The organism is Streptomyces maremycinicus, from assembly GCF_001184025.1.
In the GTDB taxonomy this organism is placed as follows: Bacteria; Actinomycetota; Actinomycetes; order Streptomycetales; family Streptomycetaceae; genus Streptomyces; species Streptomyces maremycinicus.
Window position 1 is genome coordinate 1 of the sequence record NZ_BBYG01000028.1, and the last position, 20,333, is coordinate 20,333.

The following is a 20,333-nucleotide window of genomic DNA, read 5'->3' on the forward strand; positions in this document are numbered from 1 at the left end:
CAGCGCCATCGTCATCGCCTCCACCGCCAGCAGCGGAGCCACATTGCGGTCGAGGGCCTCTCTGCACCCGGCGATGGCGTCGATACGCCGGAGCGTGGACTCCGGGCTGCTGCCGCGGGCGATCCGCTCCAGGGCGTCCTCGGCGTCGACGTTGGCGATCGCGACGCGGGAGCCGAGCTGGAGGGCCAGGACGTCACGGTAGAAGGCGGTCAGGTCGGTGAGCGCGAGGTCGAGGCTGTCGCGCTGCGTCCGTGTTCTGCGGCGCTTCTGCTTGTCCTCCAGGTCCTTCATCACCCCCGCCGTACCGCGCGGCATCCGGCCGCCCTGCACCGCGCCCAGCGCCGCCTTCAGCTCGTCGGTCTCCTTGCCGTCCATCTCCTCCGCGAGCTGCTTGGCGTCCTCGGAGGCCGCGTCGACCAGCTCCTGGGCCGCCCTGAGACAGCCGCCGACGTCGTCGACCCGCAGGGGCAGCTTCAGCACGGACGCGCGGCGCTCGCGGGCGGCGGGGTCGGTGGCCAGCCTGCGGGCCCGCTCGACGTGCCCCTGCGTGGCCCGGGCGGCGGCCGCGGCGACGGCCGGCTCGATGCCCTCACGCCGGACGAGCATGTCGGCGACGGCGTCCACGGACGGCGTGCGCAGGTTCAGGTGCCGGCACCGGGAACGGATGGTGGGCAGCACATCCTCCAGGGAGGGCGCGCAGAGCAGCCAGACCGTCCGCGGGGCGGGCTCCTCGACGGCCTTCAGGACGGCGTTGGCGGACTTCTCGTTCAGCCGCTCGGCGTCCTCGACGAGGATGATCTGCCAGCGGCCCGTGGCCGGCGAGGTGTACGACTTGCGGACCGTGTCGCGCATGTCCTCGGCGAGGATCTGCGAGCCGACCGCGGCGACGGTGTTGACGTCGGCGTGGGTGCCGACGAGCGCCGTGTGGCAGCCGTCGCAGAACCCGCAGCCGGGAACGCCGCCGAGCGCCCGGTCCGGGCTCACGCACTGGAGGGCGGCGGCGAAGGCCCGCGCCACCTGGGCGCGACCGGCGCCGGGCGGACCGGTGATCAGCCAGGCGTGGGTCATGCTCGACGCCTCGGGCGGCGGGGCGGCCGCGCCTGCCGCGGTGACGAGCGCGTCGGCGTCCCTGGCGGCGGCGATGAGCTGCTCGCTCACCTTCTCCTGCCCGACGAGGTCGTCCCACACGGTCATGCGTCCCGCCGCCCTTTCGTCACGTTTCGCGTTGCGGCTTCCATTGTGCGGGGAGCCACTGACAATCGAGCCACGGTGAACTCCGCGGCCCGACGGACTCACGGCTCGCGGCCTCCGCGGCCCCGGCCCACTCCACGGCCTCCGGCTTCCGCGAACTCCGCGGCCCCGGCCCACTCCACGGCCTGCTGCCTCCGCGAACTCCGCGAATTCCGCGGCCTGCGCGCATTCCACCGTCCCGCCGAGGTCCGCCGTCCGCCGTTCGAGGTCCGGGTCCGAGGTCCAACGTCCGAACTCCGGGTCCGAGTTCCGACGCCCACGACCACCGGCCACCGGCCACCGGCCACTGCAAGTGACCGACGCCCGATCACCGACGCCCGGTCACCGAAGCCCGGCGAAGGACACCCGACGGTCAGCGACCGACCTCCGACCGTCGACCGCAGACCACGGGGCGCCAGGCGGCGCCCCGCGCCGCTCAGCGGCGTCGGCCCCGGCCGCGGCCCTCGTCGTTCCCGTCCTCGTCCCGGCGCGGGCCCAGCAGTTCGTCCGCCAGCGTCGGCAGATCGTCCAGCGGGGTCTCCTCGGCCCAGTCCGGACGGGGCCGCCGGGGCGTGCCCTCCTCGTCGACCTGCGGCAGCTCGCGCGTGCGGTCGTCGGCGCCGTCCGGCCTCGCCCCGTCCCGCTCGCCACCGTCGCCCCGCTCGTCACGGAAGTATCCCGGCGGCACCCGGTCCGAGGGGTCCCGGTCGCGCACCGGAGGCAGCACGGCCGTCTCGTCGGCGGCGTTCCCCTCGCGGACGGGAGGCAGTACGGCAGTCTCCTCCTCGCGGCTCTCGGCGCGCACCGGAGGCAGTACCGCCGTCTCGTCCGCGGCCCCCGGCGGGATCAAGGGCTGCGGCAGCTCGGCCGTCACCTCGGTGTCGGCCCCGCCCCCGGAGCCCGCGGGCTTCCCGGAGCCGGACGCGTTCGCGGACGTGTTCCCGGACGGCCGGGAGGACTGCTCGGGTTCCTTGTCCATCCGGATCGGCGGCAGCACCGCCGTCTCGTCCACCGGTCCGCCCGACGCGTTCGTCGGGGTCACCACCGGCGTCGGCACGGTCGCGGCCTCCGGCGGGACCGACGGAGCCGCGCTCGCCGCGGGCCGCGCGGGCTTCGGACCGACCTGGGCCGCGGCAGCGGCCTGCTCGGCCGCACGCCGGGCCTGCTCGGCCCGCAGCAGCGCCTCCTCGGCCTTCCGCTGCTTGTCCAGGCGCCGGGCCTCGGCCTCGGCACGCAGCCGCGCCTCCTCCTCGGCCTGCCGGCGCCGCCGCTCCTCCTCCGCCTTGCGGCGGGCCTCCTCCTCGGCGCGGGCCTTCTCCTCCGCGAGGAGCCGGACGCGCTCCTCCTCGGCACGCTTGCGCGCTTCCTCGGCGCGCAGCCGCGCCTCCTCGGCCTGCCGTTCGGCCTCGCGCCGCTGCGCCTCCTCCAGCTCGCGCCGCTTGCGCTCCTCCTCCTCGGCGCGCAGCTTGGCGAGCTGCTCCTGGCGCTCGCGCTCCAGGCGCTCCTCCTCGGCCTTGCGGGCGGCCTCTTCCTCGGCCTTGCGGCGGGCCTCCTCCTCGGCCTTCCTGCGCGCCTCCTCCTGGGCCTTGATCTCGGCCTCGGACAGGGGCAGCAGCTGGTCGAGCCGGTGCCGGACACCGGCCGTGACCGCCTCGGGCTCCTGGGCCGCGTCGACGACCAGGTAGCGGCCCGGGTCGGCGGCGGCGAGGGTGAGGAAACCGGAGCGCACGCGCGCGTGGAACTCCGCGGGCTCCGACTCCAGCCGGTCCGGCGCCTCCGTGAAGCGCTCACGGGCGGCTTCCGGCGACACGTCCAGCAGAACGGTCAGATGCGGGACCAGGCCGTTCGTCGCCCAGCGCGAGATCCGCGCGATCTCGGTCGGGGACAGGTCACGGCCCGCGCCCTGGTAGGCCACGGACGAGTCGATGTACCGGTCGGTGATGACCACCGCGCCGCGCTCCAGGGCGGGCCGGACGACGGTGTCGACGTGCTCCGCGCGGTCCGCGGCGTACAGCAGCGCCTCCGCGCGGTGCGACAGCCCGGCGCTGGAGACGTCCAGCAGGATCGAACGCAGCCGCTTGCCCACGGGTGTGGCCCCCGGCTCGCGGGTGAGGACGACCTCGTGGCCCTTGGCCCTGATCCACTCGGCGAGCGCCTCGGCCTGCGTGGACTTGCCGGCGCCGTCGCCGCCCTCCAGGGCGATGAAGAAGCCGGTCCCGGCCGGTACCGGCGCCGGGTCGTCGCCGCCGAGCAGCGCGTCCCGCAGGTCCTGGCGCAGCGGTACGCCGGAACGGTCGTCGACCTTGGCCAGCACCAGCGCGGCCACCGGCAGCAGAAGCGCGCCGACCAGCATCAGCGTGAACGCCGCGCCACCGTGCGCGAACACGAACTTGCCGTTCTCCAGCCGGTGCGGCCCGATGAGCGCGGCCACCAGCGGGGCGATCACCGCGCCCAGCGCCACCACGACCCGTACGACGGCGTGCAGGTGCTCCGTCGTCCGCGCGCGGCGGTGTTCCTCGGTCTCCTGGTCGAGCAGGGCGTGTCCGGTGTTGGCGGCGACACCCGCGCCGACACCGGCCAGGGCCAGGATCAGCAGCACGCTGGTGACGTCCGGGACCAGCCCGGCGGCCAGCAGCGCCACGCCGGTGAAGGCGATGGCGAGGGCCAGCAGTCGGCGCCGGGACAGTGCGGCCAGCACCTTCGGCGCCGTACGGACGCCGACGACGACCCCGCCGGTCAGCGCGAGCACGAACAGCCCGTACATGACGGGGCCGCCGCCCAGGTCCTTGGCGTGCAGCACGGCCACGGCGACAGCGGCCGCGATCGCGCCGGCGACGGCGGCACAGGCGAGGACGAGCAGCGGGATCGCGCCGGTGCGGCCCGCGTCGACGCCGGTGGCGGCCCGGGGCCTGCGCAGCCCCTCGAGCGGCGACCGCGCGCGCGGGGTGCGCACCGCGGGCAGTTCGAGGAAGGTCACGATGGACAGGGATCCGGCGAACAGTCCGCCGGCGACGTACGAGGCGAGGGCCGCCTGGTGCTGTCCGAACCAGTCGATCCCGGCGCCCAGGAGATTGTTGAACAATGCCGCGACGACCAGGGTGGCGGCGCCCAGCGGGATCGTCACGAAGCCCGTGCGCAGCGACAGGCGGCGCAGGGCGTCCATGTGGTCCGGCAACGGCCGTACGGTCGCGCCCTCCAGCGGCGGGGCGGGGAGCAGGGCCGGGGACGCGCTCTCGCGGGCGACCGTCCAGAACCGCTCGGCCACCCCGGTCACGAACACCGTGACGAGCAGCAGGGCCAGCGCGTCGTCCGGCGTCCAGTCGATCCACAGCGGCGCGACGATCAGCAGGGCGGCGCGCACGCCGTCCGCGCCGACCATGGTCCAGCGGCGGTCGAGCGGGCCGTCCGGCGAGGTCAGTGAGGTCAGCGGGCCCAGGAGGACGGCGCCGAAGAGGAGGGTGGCCAGAATGCGCACCGCGAAGACGGTCGCCACCGCGAAGGCGACACCGCGGTAGCCGCCCCCGAAGGAGCCCTCGACGATGGCCGCCTGGAGGACGAGGAGGACGAACACCAGAAGTGCGAGGGCGTCTCCCACCCCGCTCACCAGCTGTGCGCTCCAGAGCCGCTTGAGCTGCGGCTCCCGCAACAGGGCGCGCACAGCGCGCTCGCGGGAGTCCGCCACCAAGGCGTCGTCCGCTGCCGGGTGGTGGGCCGTTGGCTGCTCGGCTCGCGTCATGCTTTCAGCCTATCGGCCGCGACTGACACCCTGTCGCCCCCGTCCACGCGCGCGACCGCCCCGACACCAAAGTGATGCCGGGGCGTAGGTTTCGCGAACCGTCATGGAGGAACGGTGACCGGGCTCGCCCGTCGACCGGGCGTCCCACCGGCCGGACCGACCCGACCGCCTTACGCACAGCCGGGCCGCCGGTCCCCCCGTCCGTCGTGGATCAGTCCTCCGACGAGGCCGGGGAAGCCGTCGCCTTCTTCGCGACCGTCTTCTTCGTCGTCGTCTTCTTCGCCGTGGTGGTCTTCGCGGCGGTCTTCTTGGCGGCCGTCTTCTTCGCCGGGGCCGCCTTCTTCGCCGTCGCCTTCTTCGCGGGCGCCTTCTTGGCCGTCTTCTTGGCCGGGGTCTTGGCGCGCTTCTCGGCGAGCAGCTCGTAGCCGCGCTCCGGGGTGATCTCCTCGACGCTGTCACCGGAGCGCAGCGTCGCGTTGGTCTCCCCGTCGGTGACGTACGGCCCGAAGCGACCGTCCTTGACGACGACCGGCTTCTCGCTGACCGGGTCCGTGCCCAGCTCCTTCAGCGGCGGCTTGGCGGCGGCCCGGCCACGCTGCTTGGGCTGGGAGTAGATCTCCAGCGCCTCTTCGAGGGTGATCGTGAAGAGCTGGTCCTCGGTCTGGAGCGACCGCGAGTCCGTGCCCTTCTTGAGGTACGGGCCGTAGCGGCCGTTCTGCGCGGTGATCTCCACGCCCTCCGCGTCGGCGCCGACGACCCGCGGCAGCGACATCAGCTTGAGGGCGTCCGCCAGCGTCACCGTGTCCAGGGACATCGACTTGAACAGTGAGGCCGTCCGCGGCTTCACGGCGTTCTTGCCGGTCTTCGGGGTGCCCTCGGGGAGCACCTCGGTGACGTACGGGCCGTAGCGGCCGTCCCTGGCGATGATCTGGTGACCGCTCTCGGGGTCGGCGCCCAGCTCGAAGTCGCCGCTCGGCTTGGCGAGCAGCTCCTCCGCGAGCTCGACGGACAGCTCGTCGGGGGCCAGGTCCTCGGGCACGTCCGCCCGCTGGTGGCCCTCGGCGTCCTTCTCCCCGCGCTCGATGTAGGGGCCGTAGCGCCCGACCCGCAGCACGATGTCGTTGCCCACCGGGAACGACGACACCTCGCGCGCGTCGATCGCGCCCAGGTCGGTCACCAGCTCCTTGAGACCTCCGAGGTGGTCCCCGTCGCCGTTGCCGGCGTCGGCCGCGCCGCCGTGGCCCGGGCCTTCACCGAAGTAGAACCGCTTCAGCCACGGCACGGCCTGCGCCTCACCGCGGGCGATGCGGTCGAGGTCGTCCTCCATCCTGGCGGTGAAGTCGTAGTCGACCAGGCGGCCGAAGTGCTTCTCCAGGAGGTTGACCACGGCGAAGGACAGGAAGGACGGCACGAGTGCCGTGCCCTTCTTGAAGACGTAGCCGCGGTCGAGGATCGTGCCGATGATCGACGCGTACGTCGACGGGCGGCCGATCTCGCGCTCTTCGAGCTCCTTGACCAGGCTGGCCTCGGTGTAGCGGGCCGGGGGCTTGGTGGCGTGCCCGTCGACCGTGATCTCCTCGGCGCTCAGCGGGTCGCCCTCGTTGACCTGGGGCAGCCGGCGCTCACGGTCGTCCAGCTCGGCGTTCGGGTCGTCGGCGCCTTCGACGTACGCCTTCAGGAAGCCGTGGAAGGTGATCGTCTTGCCGGAGGCGCTGAACTCGACGTCCCGGCCGTCGGCCGCGGTGCCACCGATCTTCACCGTGACGCTGTTGCCGGTCGCGTCCTTCATCTGGGAGGCGACGGTCCGCTTCCAGATCAGCTCGTAGAGCTTGAACTGGTCGCCGGTCAGACCGGTCTCGGCGGGCGTGCGGAAACGATCACCCGAGGGGCGGATCGCCTCGTGCGCCTCCTGCGCGTTCTTGACCTTGCCGGCGTAGGTGCGCGGCTGGGGCGGCAGGTAGTCGGCGCCGTACAGCTGCGTGACCTGGGCGCGGGCGGCGGTGATCGCCGTCTCGCTCAGCGTCGTGGAGTCCGTACGCATGTACGTGATGTAGCCGTTCTCGTACAGCTTCTGCGCGACCTGCATGGTGGCCTTCGCGCCGAAACCGAGCTTGCGGCTGGCCTCCTGCTGGAGCGTCGTCGTACGGAACGGGGCGTACGGCGAGCGGCGGTAGGGCTTCGACTCGACGGACCGGACGGCGAACCGCGTGTTCTCCAGGGCGACGGCCAGGGCGCGGGCGTTCACCTCGTCGAGGTGGAGGATGTTCGCGCTCTTGAGTTGTCCCAGGGAGTCGAAGTCGCGGCCCTGCGCGACCCGCCTGCCGTCGACGGTCTGGAGGCGGGCGACCAGCGACGACGGGTCCGACGGGTCACCGGCGCGGCCGGTCGAGAAGGTGCCGGTCAGATCCCAGTACTCAGCGGAACGAAACGCGATGCGCTCGCGTTCCCGCTCCACGACGAGACGGGTGGCGACGGACTGGACACGGCCGGCCGACAGGCGCGGCATGACCTTCTTCCACAGGACCGGCGAGACCTCGTAGCCGTAGAGACGGTCGAGGATGCGGCGGGTCTCCTGGGCGTCGACGAGCTTCTGGTTGAGCTGGCGCGGGTTGGCGACGGCGGCCCGGATCGCGTCCTTGGTGATCTCGTGGAAGACCATCCGCTTGACCGGGATCTTGGGCTTGAGGACCTCCTGGAGGTGCCAGGCGATCGCCTCGCCCTCGCGGTCCTCATCGGTGGCGAGGAAGAGCTCGTCGGACTCCTTGAGAAGGTCCTTCAGCTTCTTGACCTGCGCACGCTTGTCGGCGTTGACCACATAGATCGGCTGGAAGTCGTGTTCGACGTCCACACCGAGGCGGCGGACCTCGCCCGTGTACTGGTCCGGCACCTCCGCGGCGCCGTTGGGAAGGTCACGGATGTGCCCGACGCTGGCCTCGACGATGTAGCCGGGGCCGAGGTAACCCTTGATCGTCTTCGCCTTGGCAGGCGACTCGACGATCACGAGTCGGCGGCCGCCCTTCGCGGTCTCGCTGGTCGGGGACAACTTCGCTCTTCTCTCCGGTCGACGCTGGGGCCTCACCCAGGCCTTGCTCCCGGGGTCGGGTCATGGTGACGCTGCGGAGTGTGACGGTACATCCCGCCCCCGTGTCAAACGGGAAAAGCCCGCAACGGCCACTCGAACGGTAACCCGACTACCGCCATTCCTGCCGCCCGGAGTACCGACCGGCCCTTTTCCGTACGACCGGAACGCGTCTTCCCCTTTATCGGCGGGTCCCCGTCCCCGCAGTGCGGACGGGGGCCCGGCGAGATGCGCGAAGGCGGCCTCGGCGTCGGCCTCGTGGCCTGTCCCGCCACTGGTCCCGCAGGCGGCTTCAGAGCCGGGTGAAGCACCACATCCCGACGGCCAGCGCGGCGACGGAGGCCAGGGTCGCCAGGGCCGCCGATGCGACGGGGCTCACACCGTGGGCCACGGGTTCACGGTGCCGCACCCGGATCGCGGTCCACATCAGCAGTGCGCCCCCGAACAGGGCGAACACCGTCCCTGTGAAGATCGTCGGCCCGCTCTCCATGATCGCCCCGCCCCTTTTCGCTCGGCCCGCGCCTGACCCGGCCACGGGAGGCTGTCACGCGCGGGCGGCGCCCCGGCGAACCCCAGGTGAACGCCGGGGCTACGGGTGGGGGCGCGGGGCCCGGCGGGCGGGCGGCCGGGGCGCGGGCGGGACACGGGCAGGCGCGGGTGGGGCGCGATCGGCGAGCCTTCGGGGCCCGCCACGGGCGGCCGTGAGGTGCGCTCGGGCACACCGGGCCGGGGTGGGGGACTTTCCGGCCGACTTCGCCGACGCTGCCGACTTCGCCGACGTGGCCGCCGTCGCTGCCGTCGCCGTCCTCGCCGTCGTCGTGCCGCCCTCGCCGTGGCCGCCGTCGCCATGGCCCTCGCCGTCGGCATTGTCGATCGGCTCACACTGCATACGATCCTGGCGAATCGGCGCGGTGAGGACAGAAAACCGGGAGAGCGGGGAGAGCGGGTTCCGGGCCCGCCCGATCGGGCCGGCTCGGCCTGTTCGGGCCGGACCGACCGATGAGGGCCGGGAACCCGCGTCGGATCACTCCGCCGGTTCGAGGAAACCCTGCTCCACCAGCAGGCGGATCTGGGCCGGAGTGCGGTCCCGCAGCAACACCGGATCCTCACCGACCAGTTGGGCGATGGCGTCGAGAATGCGGCCGGCGCTCAGCGAACCGTCGCACACGCCGGCGAAGCCCGCGCCGACCGTGTCCACCTTGGTGGCCCGGCGCATGCCGCGGTGCTGGCGCAGCACGACGTGCTCCGGGTCCTCGGCGCCGGGCAGCCCGACCTGCTCCTGGACGACCTCCGTGACCAGCCGGAAGCGCCCGGCGAGCAGCGCCGCGTCGTCATGGGCGCGCAGGTAGTCCAGCCGTTCGAAGTGCGCGAGGACCGCGTCACCCAAGGGCTGTTCCACGGGGTGCGGCCACTCCTCCACCGTGATCACGGGCTCCGCGGCCGTCGTACTGCGCAGCGTGATCCAGCCGAAGCCGACGGCCTTCACCTTGCGTGCCTCGAACTCGTCCAGCCAGGTGTCGTAGTGCGCCTGGTACGCGGTCTGGTCACCCCGGTGATCACCGGCGTCCCGCAGCCAGAGCTCGGCGTACTGCGTGACGTCCTGCACCTCGCGCTGCACGATCCACGCGTCGCATCCGCGCGGCACCCATGACCGGAGCCGGTCCTGCCAGTTCTCCCCTTCCACGTGCTGCCAGTTGGCGAGGAACTGCGCGAACCCGCCCTCGCTCAGTCGCTCCCCCGCCCCTTGAACGAGCGAGCGGCACAGATCGTCCCCGCTCATCCCGCCGTCCCGGTAGGTCAGCCGGGCGCCCGGCGAGATCACGAACGGCGGATTGGACACGATCAGGTCGTAGGTCTCGTCGTCGCGGACCGGCTCGAACAGCGAGCCCTCGCGCAGGTCGGCCGCCGGAGCCCCGGACAGCGCGAGCGTGAGCGCGGTGATGTGCAGCGCGCGCGGGTTGAGGTCGGTCGCCGTCACGCGCGTCGCGTGCTGGGCGGCGTGCAGCGCCTGGATGCCGGAGCCGGTGCCGAGGTCGAGGGCGGCGGAGACGGGCGTGCGCACGGTGATACCGGCGAGGGTCGTCGACGCGCCGCCGACGCCCAGGACGACAGCCGTGTCCGCCTGACGGCCCTCGCTGCCGCTGCCGCCCGCGCCACCGACCGCGCACCCGAGGTCGGAGATGATGAACCAGTCCTCACCGTCCGGCCCGCCGTACGGCCGTACGTCCACGGTCGCGGCGACCTCGTCCTCCCCCGTGAGGACCAGCCAGCCGCTCTCCACGCACGCGTGGACGGGCAGGAACTCCGCCACGCGCGCGTGCGGCACGGGCTGCTGGAGCAGGAAGAGGCGGACGAGCGTCTCCAGCGGCGTGTCCCCGCGGGTCGCGCGCAGCGCGGGCACGGTCTCGCTGCGGGCCAGGGCCGCGTAGGCGGGCGCGCCGAGCAGCTCGAGGAGACCGTCCGCGGTGAAGGAGGCCGCGAGCAGCGCCTCGCGCAGCGCGACGGCCACCTCGGGGCGGTCGACGGAGGGCAGAGGGGAGAGGGTGGCGTTACTCACGCCCCCCATTGTCTCCCGTCACCACCGGGGGCGCGTGCCCCCGGGGCGTTCGCGGCCGCGCGGCCTCAGCTGGTGGTCGCGCGGGCCGAGGCGGAGGAGGCCACCTTCTGGCAGCTGGGCTGGTCGGCCATGGCGCTCTTGACGTCACCCTGCTCGAGGTTCTTCAGCGCGGTGTTGCCGCTCTTGCTGAGTTCACCGAGGTCGGTGGCGATGTCCTGGAGGCCGTCGGCGAACTTCGCCTGGTCCTTGGTGTCCAGCGCGTCGACCTGCTTCTTCAGGCCCGCGTAGGAGGTCGAGAGGCTGGTGAGCGCCGAGACGGCGTCCTTCTGCTTCTTCGCGCCGTCGTCGACGCCGGGCGGTGTCCCGGCCTTCTGGACGGCCTGGGCGAGCGCGCCGTAGGCGTCGGACATGTCCTGGAAGGCCTGCGAGTCGGTCTTCTGGACGTTCGCCGGAGCGTTGTTGTCCGTGGCGGCCTGCTTGATCGCGGCGTTGGCCGCGTCGACCTTCGCGTCCTGGGCAGGCAGCGCGTCGCAGACCTGCTTGGCCCAGGCGTCGAGCTCCTTGTTGCCGTCGTCGTCACTGCTGCATCCGGTCAGCGCCAGTACCAGTACCGCACCGCCGGACAGCACGGCCGCGAGCTTCTTGTTCACCGGGTTGGTCCCTTCCATGGCTCTCGGCCCCGGAACATACACGGCAACCGGGCGAGAACCCCAGAATGAATGTCCGCTATGCAGGTTATTGCAGCCATTTGCACCAGGAGAGAGAAGGCTCACGGCTCCGACACATACCCACCACAACGGGCGGGCGACGCGACAACGCGCGTCACCCGCCCGCCCTTTGAACTGGGCACCGGTGGGCCGGCCTACGAAATCACCGCCGGATCGGCGGACTTGGACGAAGAACCGGCATTGTCCTCGTCACCCACGGCGATCCCGCGCCGCTTGGAGATGTACACCGCGGCCACGACCACCGCGAGTGCCAGGACCGCGATCAGGATCCGTACGCCGATGCTCTTGTCCTCGCCGTAGCTGAACTTGATCACGGCCGGCGCGATGAGCAGCGCCACCAGGTTCATGACCTTCAGCAGCGGGTTGATCGCGGGACCCGCGGTGTCCTTGAACGGGTCGCCGACCGTGTCCCCGATCACCGTGGCCGCATGGGCCTCGCTGCCCTTGCCGCCGTGGTGACCGTCCTCGACGAGCTTCTTGGCGTTGTCCCACGCGCCGCCGGAGTTGGCGAGGAAGACGGCCATCAGCGTGCCGGTGCCGATCGCGCCCGCGAGGAACGCTCCCAGCGCGCCGACCCCGAGGGTGAACCCGATGAAGATGGGCGCCAGCACCGCGAGCAGTCCGGGCGTCGCCAGCTCGCGCAGGGCGTCCCGGGTACAGATGTCCACGACCTTGCCGTACTCCGGCTCCTCGCTGTAGTCCATGATCCCGGGGTGCTCGCGGAACTGCCGCCGCACCTCGAACACCACGGAACCCGCCGACCGCGACACCGCGTTGATCGCCAGCCCCGAGAAGAGGAAGACGACCGCCGCGCCCGCGATGAGCCCGACGAGGTTGTTGGGCTGCGAGATGTCCATCATCAGACTCATCGGCGCGCCCGCCCCGGAGAGTTTCTCCCCGACGTCCTGCGCACCCGTCGTGATGGCGTCCCGGTACGACCCGAAGAGCGCCGACGCCGCCAGCACGGCGGTGGCGATGGCGATGCCCTTGGTGATGGCCTTCGTCGTGTTGCCGACGGCGTCCAGGTTGGTGAGCACCTGCGCGCCCGCACCCTGGACGTCACCGGACATCTCGGCGATGCCCTGCGCGTTGTCGGAGACCGGGCCGAAGGTGTCCATGGCGACGATCACGCCGACCGTGGTGAGCAGCCCGGTGCCGGCCAACGCCACCGCGAACAGCGCCAGCATGATCGACGTACCGCCGAGCAGGAACGCCCCGTAGACCCCCAGGCCGATCAACAAGGCGGTGTAGACGGCCGATTCGAGGCCGACGGAGATACCGGCGAGGACGACGGTGGCGGGGCCCGTCAGCGACGACTTGCCGATGTCGCGCACCGGTCGGCGGCTGGTCTCGGTGAAGTAGCCCGTCAACTGCTGGATGACCGCGGCCAGGAGGATGCCGATCGCCACCGCGACGAGTGCGAGCACACGCGGGTCGCCGTTCTTGCCCTGGATCGCCGCGTCGGTGACGCCGTCGAGATCGGCGTACTTGCCGGGGAGATAGAGGAACACGGCCACCGCGACCAGCACGAGCGAGATCACCGCGGAGATGAAGAAGCCCCGGTTGATCGCGGTCATGCCGCTGCGGTCGGTGCGCCGCGGGGCGACCGCGAAGATGCCGATCATGGCCGTGAGCACACCGATGGCGGGAACGAGCAGCGGGAAGGCGAGCCCGGCGTCGCCGAAGGCCGCCTTGCCGAGGATCAGCGCGGCGACCAGGGTCACGGCGTACGACTCGAACAGGTCGGCCGCCATGCCCGCGCAGTCGCCGACGTTGTCGCCCACGTTGTCGGCGATGGTCGCGGCATTGCGCGGATCGTCCTCCGGAATGCCCTGCTCGACCTTGCCGACCAGGTCGGCGCCGACGTCGGCGGCCTTGGTGAAGATGCCGCCGCCCACCCTCATGAACATGGCGATGAGGGCCGCGCCGAGTCCGAATCCCTCCAGCACCTTCGGCGCGTCGGCCGCGTAGACCAGCACCACACAGGAGGCGCCGAGCAGACCGAGCCCCACCGTGAACATGCCGACCACGCCGCCCGTGCGAAATGCGATCTTCATTGCCTTGTGCGAGACGGCGGTGAGATCCTTTTCCGGTTCGCCTTCCGCCGGAGTCGCTTCCCGGGCGGCCGCGGCGACGCGCACATTACTGCGCACCGCCAGCCACATCCCGATATAGCCGGTGATCGCCGAGAACCCGGCACCGATCAGGAAGAAGATCGATCGTCCGGCACGCTGTTTCCAGTCGTCCGCGGGCAGCAAGAAGAGCAGGAAGAACACGACGACGGCGAATACGCCGAGTGTGCGCAGCTGACGGGACAGATACGCGTTGGCGCCTTCCTGGACCGCCGCGGCGATCTTCTTCATGCTGTCGGTGCCTTCGCCGGCCGCGAGCACCTGGCGCAGTAGCACGCCCGCAACCACGAGCGCGGCCAGCGCCACGACCGCGATGACCACCACGAGCAGGCGGTTGCCGTCGGTCAGCACTGCGGCTGCGAAGGTTGTGGACTGGTCCAACCGATGAGGGGTAGAAAGCCCCGCCATTCGTCCTCCTTGACGCTTGGGCTGAGCTCAAGATGTGGACGGATTGTAGGTACCGGAACCTGATCAAAACAGTGTGCGGCAAGCGGAATTCGCCTTCGCACGCAAAACCCGCACGATCTCGCTCGGTAATGCCTTCAAGGCATTGTGGCTCGTGAATTGATTCACGATATTCGCGACAAGATTCACTACGCCAAGATTCACTTCACCGAGAATCCAAGATTCAGATTCCAAGATTCATTTCACGGAACCACTGTAAGCGCGGTCGCCGACCTCCGCACATGCCGAAGGGCCCTACGAGGTAGGGCCCTTCGGGTGAATGAATCTCCGGGTGAGCGCAGTGCGCCGCCCGGTCAGGACAGTGTCGCGGTCACCGGCGTGGTCGGCCAGGTCATGCGGATCAGCCCGCCGTGCTCGCCCGCGGAGACCTCGACGTCGTCGACGAGGCCGCTGATGACCGCCAGGCCCATCTCGTCCTCCTCGGTCTCCACGTCCGCGTCCGTGGCCGAACCGGGCGCCCGGTCACCGGGTGCCGAGCGCGGCGCCTCGTCGCCGACCTCGATGGAGAACTGTTTCTCCTCCTCGATCAGCGACACCTTCACCGGCGCGGTGATGCCACCGCTCTGGTGCAGTCCGACGGCACGGGTGCAGGCCTCGCCGACCGCGAGCCTGACCTCGTCGAGGACGGCCTCGTCCACTCCGGCCCTGCGCGCCACCGCTGCCGCCACCAGTCGGGCGGTCCTGACGTGCTCGGGCAGCGCGCTGAAGCGGAGTTCAACGGTGGCCATGCGTCCCCCTCGGAACTACGGGCGTGCTGTCGGGGGGCCGGGCCACCGAGCCCGGACCCCCTCTTTGTTCGACCAGCCGTGCCGGGCCGCGCGGGCCCGGGACGGGATGGTCAGTCAGTGGCAGCGACCGCTTCGTCGACCGAGGTGTGGATCGGGAACACCTTGGTCAGACCGGTAATGCGGAAGATCTTCAAAATACGCTCCTGGTTGCAGACCAGGCGGAGCGAGCCCTCATGGGCACGCACCCGCTTCAGTCCGCCGACCAGCACGCCGAGCCCGGTGGAGTCGAGGAAGTCCACGCCCTCCATGTCCACGACGAGGTGGAAATTCCCGTCGTTCACCAGCTCGACCAGCTGCTCGCGCAACTTGGGCGCGGTATATACGTCGATTTCGCCACCGACCTCGACGACCGTACGATCGCCGACGGTACGGGTCGACAGAGACAGGTCCACGGATCCTCCAGCACCTTGCTATCGAGCGGTCGCCCCTCGGAACACCTGGGCAGGAGTCCCCGGGACGGTACGCCAGCCGCCATGGCATTCAATCACTTACCGGCAGGCGTGCACGACGCCTTGGCCCCATTGTCCGTCACGCCAGTGACACACTCGGTGCCGATGGCCAAGAATCACCGATCCGATCGACCCTCGCCCGAGGCCGTGCCCCGCCTGTCCCCGGACACGATCCTGGACCGGCTCGCCCCGGGACCGAGCCGGGCCTCGCGCATCACTCATACGGAGCACTTGCCCCCGCGCGCGGGCCGCCATGCCGTCTGGCCGGACCGGATTCGCCCCGAGGTCATCGCGGCCGTGCAGGCCTGCGGCATCGAACACCCCTGGGCCCACCAGGCCCGGGCCGCCGAGCACGCCCTCGACGGCGAGTCCGTGGTCGTCGCCACGGGCACCGCGTCCGGCAAGTCCCTGGCCTACCTCGTACCGGTCCTCACGGCCCTCCTGGAGGGCTCCGAAGCCCCGAACGGCCGCGGGGCCACCACGCTCTACCTGGCCCCCACCAAGGCTCTGGCAGCGGACCAGTGCCGCTCCGTGAAGGAACTTTCACAACCCCTCGGCAACGCGGTCCGGCCGGCCGTGTACGACGGCGACACCCCGTTCGAGGAGCGGGAGTGGATCCGCCAGTACGCCAACTACGTCCTCACCAACCCGGACATGCTGCACCGGGGCATCCTCCCGTCCCACCCCCGCTGGTCCTCCTTCCTGAAGTCCCTGAAGTACGTCGTCATCGACGAGTGCCACACCTACCGCGGGGTGTTCGGCTCCCACGTCGCCCACGTGCTGCGCCGGCTGCGCCGCCTGTGCGCCCGCTACGGCGCCTCCCCGGTCTTCCTGCTGGCCTCCGCGACGGCCGCCGAACCCGCGGTGGCCGCCGGGCGCCTCACCGGCCTCCCGGTCGTCGAGGTCGCCGACGACGCCTCGCCCCGGGGTGAACTGGTGTTCGCCCTGTGGGAGCCCCCGCTCACCGAGATGATGGGCGAGAAGGGCGCACCCGTCCGGCGTACCGCCACCGCCGAGACCGCCGACCTGCTCACCGACCTCGCCGTCCAGGGCGTGCGCACCGTCGCCTTCGTCCGCTCCCGGCGGGGCGCCGAGCTGATCGCGGTGATCGCCCAGGAGCGCCTCGCCGAGGTCGACCGCTCACTGGCCCGGCGTGTCGCGGCCTACCGCGGCGGATACCTCCCCGAGGAACGGCGCGCCCTGGAGCAGGCCCTGCACTCGGGCGAACTCCTCGGCCTCGCCGCGACCACCGCCCTGGAGCTCGGCATCGACGTCTCCGGACTCGACGCCGTCCTGATCGCCGGCTACCCGGGCACACGCGCCTCCCTGTGGCAGCAGGCCGGCCGCGCGGGCCGGTCCGGGCAGGGCGCGCTGGCGGTGCTCGTCGCCCGCGACGACCCGCTGGACACCTTCCTGGTCCATCACCCGGAGGCGCTGTTCGACCGTCCGGTGGAATCGACGGTCCTCGACCCCGACAACCCCTACGTCCTGGCCCCGCACCTGTGCGCGGCCGCCGCGGAACTCCCGCTGACCGACGAGGATCTGGCCCTCTTCGGCCCCGAGGCCGAGGGCCTGCTGCCGCAACTGGAGGCCGCGAAGCTGCTGCGTCGCCGGACCAAGGCCTGGCACTGGACCCGCCGGGAACGGGCCGCCGACCTCGCGGACATCCGCGGCGAGGGCGGCCGCCCCGTCCAGGTGGTCGAGGCCGGCACCGGCCGACTGCTCGGCACGGTCGACGCGGGCTCCTCCCACACCACCGTCCACGAGGGCGCCGTCCACCTCCATCAGGGCCGCACGTATCTCGTGCGTTCCCTGGACCTGGAGGACTCCGTCGCCCTGGTCCAGGAGGCCGACCCCCCTTACTCGACGGTGGCCCGGGACACGACGTCGATCTCCGTCCTGGAGACGGACGTCGAGATCCCCTGGGGCCAGGGCCGGTTGTGCTACGGCTCCGTAGAAGTCACCAACCAGGTCGTCTCCTTCCTGCGTCGCCGGGTCATCACCGGTGAAGTCCTGGGCGAGTCGAAGCTCGACCTCCCTCCTCGTACGCTGCGCACCCGTGCCGTGTGGTGGACCGTCACCGAGGACCAACTGGACGCGGCCCGGATCAACCCGGAGATCCTCGGCGGGGCCCTGCACGCCGCCGAACACGCCTCGATCGGCATGCTGCCCCTCTTCGCGACCTGCGACCGCTGGGACATCGGCGGCGTCTCGGTCCCCCTCCACCCCGACACCCTGTTGCCGACGGTCTTCGTCTACGACGGCCATCCCGGCGGCGCGGGCTTCGCGGAACGGGCCTTCCACACGGCGCGCTCCTGGCTGACGGCCACCCGCCAGGCCATCGCCTCCTGCGAGTGCGAGGCGGGCTGCCCGTCCTGCATCCAGTCACCCAAGTGCGGCAACGGCAACGACCCCCTGCACAAGAGGGGAGCCATCAGGCTGCTCACGGAACTGCTGCGCGAGGCACCCGAGGAGAAGCACCCCGAGGACGGGGGTCCCGACGGCATAGGTCCTGACGGCATAGGTCCTGACGGCAAGGGTTCCGAGGAGAAGGTTCAGGGGGCGGAGGCTCAGGGGGCGCAGACCCAGGGGGCGAAGACTCAGGGGGAGCGGCCGCAGTAGGGGTTGGGGAGGGAGCCGGCGTGGGCGGGCTGCGGCAGCCTCAGCAGGCCCAAGCTCAATCCCAGGCCCAGGCCCCCCGGGCCTCAAGGCAAGGACCAAGCCCGGGCCCCCCGAGCCTCAAAGCAATGCCCAAGCCCAGGCCCCCCGAGCATCAAGGCCAGCCCCAGACCCAGCACAGGCACCAGCTCCGGAACCGGTCGGGCCGCCAGCCCCCAGCCCTCAGCCCTCAGCCCTCAGCCCTCAGCCCTCAGCCCTCAGCCCTCAGCCCTCAGCCCTCAGCCCTCAGCCCTCAGCCCTCAGCGAGGCTATTGAGGCGGCACCGCGTCCGCGGGTCCCGCCCGAGCCCTGATCTCCGTGGCGAACAGCCCCCGTCCCGATGCCGCCGTCACGTCCGAGATCCCGTCGACGACCACGCACCGCACCAGTCGCGCGCCCTGCGCCCGGGCCACCCGGTCCGCCCGTTCGCAGGCCCGGGTGACGCCGTCCGCCCAGTGGTCGGCGGCCGCGAGCGCCGCGAGGTCGGCACCGCCCGCGGCACGGTGCCGGGCCGCCACGGCCTGTCCCAGGGCGAGCACGATGCCGAACACCACGCACAGCACGGCGATCGCACCCACACCCCAGACGGTGGCGGAACCCTGGTCCGTCTCCCTGAGGCGTCCGCGCAGGACCCGATCCCACACGCCACGCCCGCCACGCCCCGTGCCGCTCACGAGACGCCTCCCCGCGCCCGTGGAGTGCCTCCTGAAGCTCCCCGGCCCTCCCCTGACTCACGAGCACCCGCTGCCACGCCTTGAGGGCCGTCTGGCGCGACTGCGTCTTGTGACGCGCCTCGGGCACCGTCCGGAGCCCGTACGTCCCCTGAGGGGACTCGGATGTCACCCCGCGTGTCCCGGGCCTCCCCAGCCGCCCTTGCGCCCCTCTCCGCCGCCTTCTCCACTGCCGCTGAAGCCCCCGTCCCCTCGGCCGGTACCCCCGTGCCCACAGGCCCCTCAGACCCCACCGGTTCCTCCGGCCCCAGGGGTTTCTCGGGCCCCACGGCTTCCTCCGCCGCCGTCACCGCTTCCTCCGCAGCCGCCACCGCCTCCTCCCGGATCTCGAAGGGCAAGCCGCGCAGCACCGGTGGCCTGGCGACGACCACGACGCGGACCTGGTCGCCCTCCCTGCTGACGGTCACCTCCGCCCCGCGCGGAGCGGTCGCCCGGGTCACCGCGAGCACCGCGCCGGCCGGATCCTGCCGGGCCGCCGCGCGGGCGCCGGTCCTGGCCGCGTCCACGCACTGGATCTGAGCCGCCATGACCAGCAGCCCCCACACCAGCGCCGTCGTGAACGCCACCAGCACCGGCAGCACCACGGCCGACTCCGCCGTCACGAACCCACGGTCCCCACGGCACACCCGGCGCTCCCGGCGCACCCACCGGAACGCGCGCCGGGGGCCCCGTCCGCGCTCACGCCCCCGCACTGAGCGCCCGTTTCACCACGGCTTGCAGTTGCGCCGCGACCACGTCGCTCGTCACCACCTGGTAGAGGAGCACCGCGAAGCCCACGGCCGCCACGATCCCCATCGCGTACTCGGACGTCACCATGCCCGCGTCACCGCGCGCCGCACGCACCCTGCACACCAGGGCGCTCAGCCGCGCCCGTACCGCCTTGTACATCTCAACTCCCTTGAGGTTTTGTCGCATTGACTTCTGTCGTGGTTCGGCTGCTGCACGTTCGACCGTTCACGTCGTTCTCGCCGTCATCGACCACCACCTCCGCCCAGCACCCCGCCCGCGAGCCCGATGACGATGGGCAGCACACCGACCGCGATGAAGGCGGGCAGGAAGCAGAGCCCCACCGGCACGGTGACCATGACCGCCGCCCGCCGGGCCCGTGCGGTCGCGGCGCGCGTCCACTCGGCTCGGGTGTCGGCGGCCAGCCGGGCGACCGGTCCGGCCGCGGGCAGTCCCGACACGTCGGCCCGTTCCAGCAGGCGGGCCAGGGCGGCCGCGCCCGGCGTCGATGCCAACCTCCGCCAGGCGACGGCCGGTTCGCCGCCCAGCCGCACTTCGGCGGCGCCACGTGCCAGCCCTTCCCCCACCGGACCGCCGAGGGCCTCGCCCACCGCCTGCGCCGCGATCACCGGTCCGGCACCGGCCGTGATGCAGGCGGCCAGCAGATCCGCGGCGAGCGGGAGTTGGCGTGCGGCAAGCCGGGCGTCGGCCTCGCTCACCCCGCCCGCCGCCTGTTGCCGACGGCGCCAACGCCCCAGCCCCATGGCAGCGATCAGCCCCAGGAGGAGACCGGCGACGCCGCCGATCACCACCCATCCGGCACCGACCACCACCACGTCGGGAAGCCACCGCCGTACGGCCTTCCGCAACCCGGTCCCCCGGACGGCCACCGCCCCCGTGGCGAGCAGTTCGCCCAGGCGCCGCCGTGCCCTGCGCCGGCGCCGCGTCGCCTCCCACCATCGCGTCAGCCACCAGAGGGCCGTCACGATCCCCACGGTCGCCCCCAACCTGTGGACAACTTCCGCGCTCATCTCTCCTCCGTCCACGTCACCCG

At 72.1% G+C, this 20,333-nt stretch carries 13 protein-coding genes and 1 pseudogene; 1 reads left to right on the forward strand and 13 read right to left on the reverse strand.

Annotated elements, in window-relative coordinates; all coding sequences use genetic code 11:
* The 9 genes from AOQ37_RS36940 to bldG form a co-directional block, all read right to left on the reverse strand.
* A partial coding sequence (locus AOQ37_RS36940) for a DNA polymerase III subunit delta' (protein ID WP_062651386.1) occupies positions 1-1,194 on the reverse strand: 1,194 nt, incomplete at its 3' end.
* 472 nt (positions 1,195-1,666) lie between these two features.
* Complete coding sequence (tmk, locus tag AOQ37_RS36945; protein ID WP_062651389.1) at positions 1,667-4,966, reverse strand: dTMP kinase; 3,300 nt, start codon at positions 4,964-4,966, stop codon at positions 1,667-1,669.
* Positions 4,967-5,177: 211 nt separating this feature from the next.
* Positions 5,178-8,009 (reverse strand): type I DNA topoisomerase, encoded by a 2,832-nt coding sequence (topA, locus tag AOQ37_RS36950; protein WP_062651391.1) that lies wholly within the window; start codon positions 8,007-8,009, stop codon positions 5,178-5,180.
* A 328-nt stretch (positions 8,010-8,337) separates the two neighbouring features.
* Positions 8,338-8,535, reverse strand: a complete 198-nt coding sequence (locus tag AOQ37_RS36955) for a hypothetical protein (RefSeq protein ID WP_062651393.1) — start codon at positions 8,533-8,535, stop codon at positions 8,338-8,340.
* 534 nt (positions 8,536-9,069) lie between these two features.
* Entirely contained in the window at positions 9,070-10,611 is a 1,542-nt protein-coding gene (locus tag AOQ37_RS36960; RefSeq protein ID WP_374701574.1) for a DUF7059 domain-containing protein, read from the reverse strand.
* A 56-nt stretch (positions 10,612-10,667) separates the two neighbouring features.
* Positions 10,668-11,270: a hypothetical protein gene (locus AOQ37_RS36965; protein ID WP_062651396.1), complete on the reverse strand. Its 603-nt coding sequence runs from the start codon at positions 11,268-11,270 to the stop codon at positions 10,668-10,670.
* 194 nt (positions 11,271-11,464) lie between these two features.
* Complete coding sequence (locus tag AOQ37_RS36970) at positions 11,465-13,870, reverse strand: sodium-translocating pyrophosphatase (protein WP_062651398.1); 2,406 nt, start codon at positions 13,868-13,870, stop codon at positions 11,465-11,467.
* Positions 13,871-14,220: 350 nt separating this feature from the next.
* Positions 14,221-14,655, reverse strand: coding sequence for an ATP-binding protein (locus tag AOQ37_RS36975; protein WP_062651400.1), 435 nt, complete (start codon positions 14,653-14,655; stop codon positions 14,221-14,223).
* Between the two features lie 110 nt (positions 14,656-14,765).
* Positions 14,766-15,107 carry an anti-sigma factor antagonist BldG gene (bldG, locus tag AOQ37_RS36980; protein ID WP_009189842.1) on the reverse strand — a complete coding sequence of 114 codons (342 nt, stop codon included), beginning with the start codon at positions 15,105-15,107 and terminating at the stop codon, positions 14,766-14,768.
* Positions 15,108-15,188: 81 nt separating this feature from the next.
* Here bldG and sftH point away from each other — a divergent pair, with 81 nt between their 5' ends.
* Entirely contained in the window at positions 15,189-17,786 is a 2,598-nt protein-coding gene (gene sftH / locus AOQ37_RS36985; RefSeq protein WP_234437137.1) for a DNA 3'-5' helicase SftH, read from the forward strand.
* Positions 17,787-18,091: 305 nt separating this feature from the next.
* Here sftH and AOQ37_RS36990 read toward each other — a convergent pair whose 3' ends face one another.
* The 4 genes and pseudogenes from AOQ37_RS36990 to AOQ37_RS37005 form a co-directional block, all read right to left on the reverse strand.
* Positions 18,092-18,451 carry an Rv3654c family TadE-like protein gene (locus AOQ37_RS36990; RefSeq protein WP_062651470.1) on the reverse strand — a complete coding sequence of 120 codons (360 nt, stop codon included), beginning with the start codon at positions 18,449-18,451 and terminating at the stop codon, positions 18,092-18,094.
* A 383-nt stretch (positions 18,452-18,834) separates the two neighbouring features.
* Positions 18,835-19,155 (reverse strand): annotated as a pseudogene (locus tag AOQ37_RS36995) (TadE family type IV pilus minor pilin); the annotation flags it as partial.
* Between the two features lie 76 nt (positions 19,156-19,231).
* Positions 19,232-19,441: a DUF4244 domain-containing protein gene (locus AOQ37_RS37000; protein WP_062651402.1), complete on the reverse strand. Its 210-nt coding sequence runs from the start codon at positions 19,439-19,441 to the stop codon at positions 19,232-19,234.
* Positions 19,442-19,524: 83 nt separating this feature from the next.
* Positions 19,525-20,310 carry a type II secretion system F family protein gene (locus AOQ37_RS37005; RefSeq protein WP_062651405.1) on the reverse strand — a complete coding sequence of 262 codons (786 nt, stop codon included), beginning with the start codon at positions 20,308-20,310 and terminating at the stop codon, positions 19,525-19,527.
* Positions 20,311-20,333: the final 23 nt, after the last annotated feature.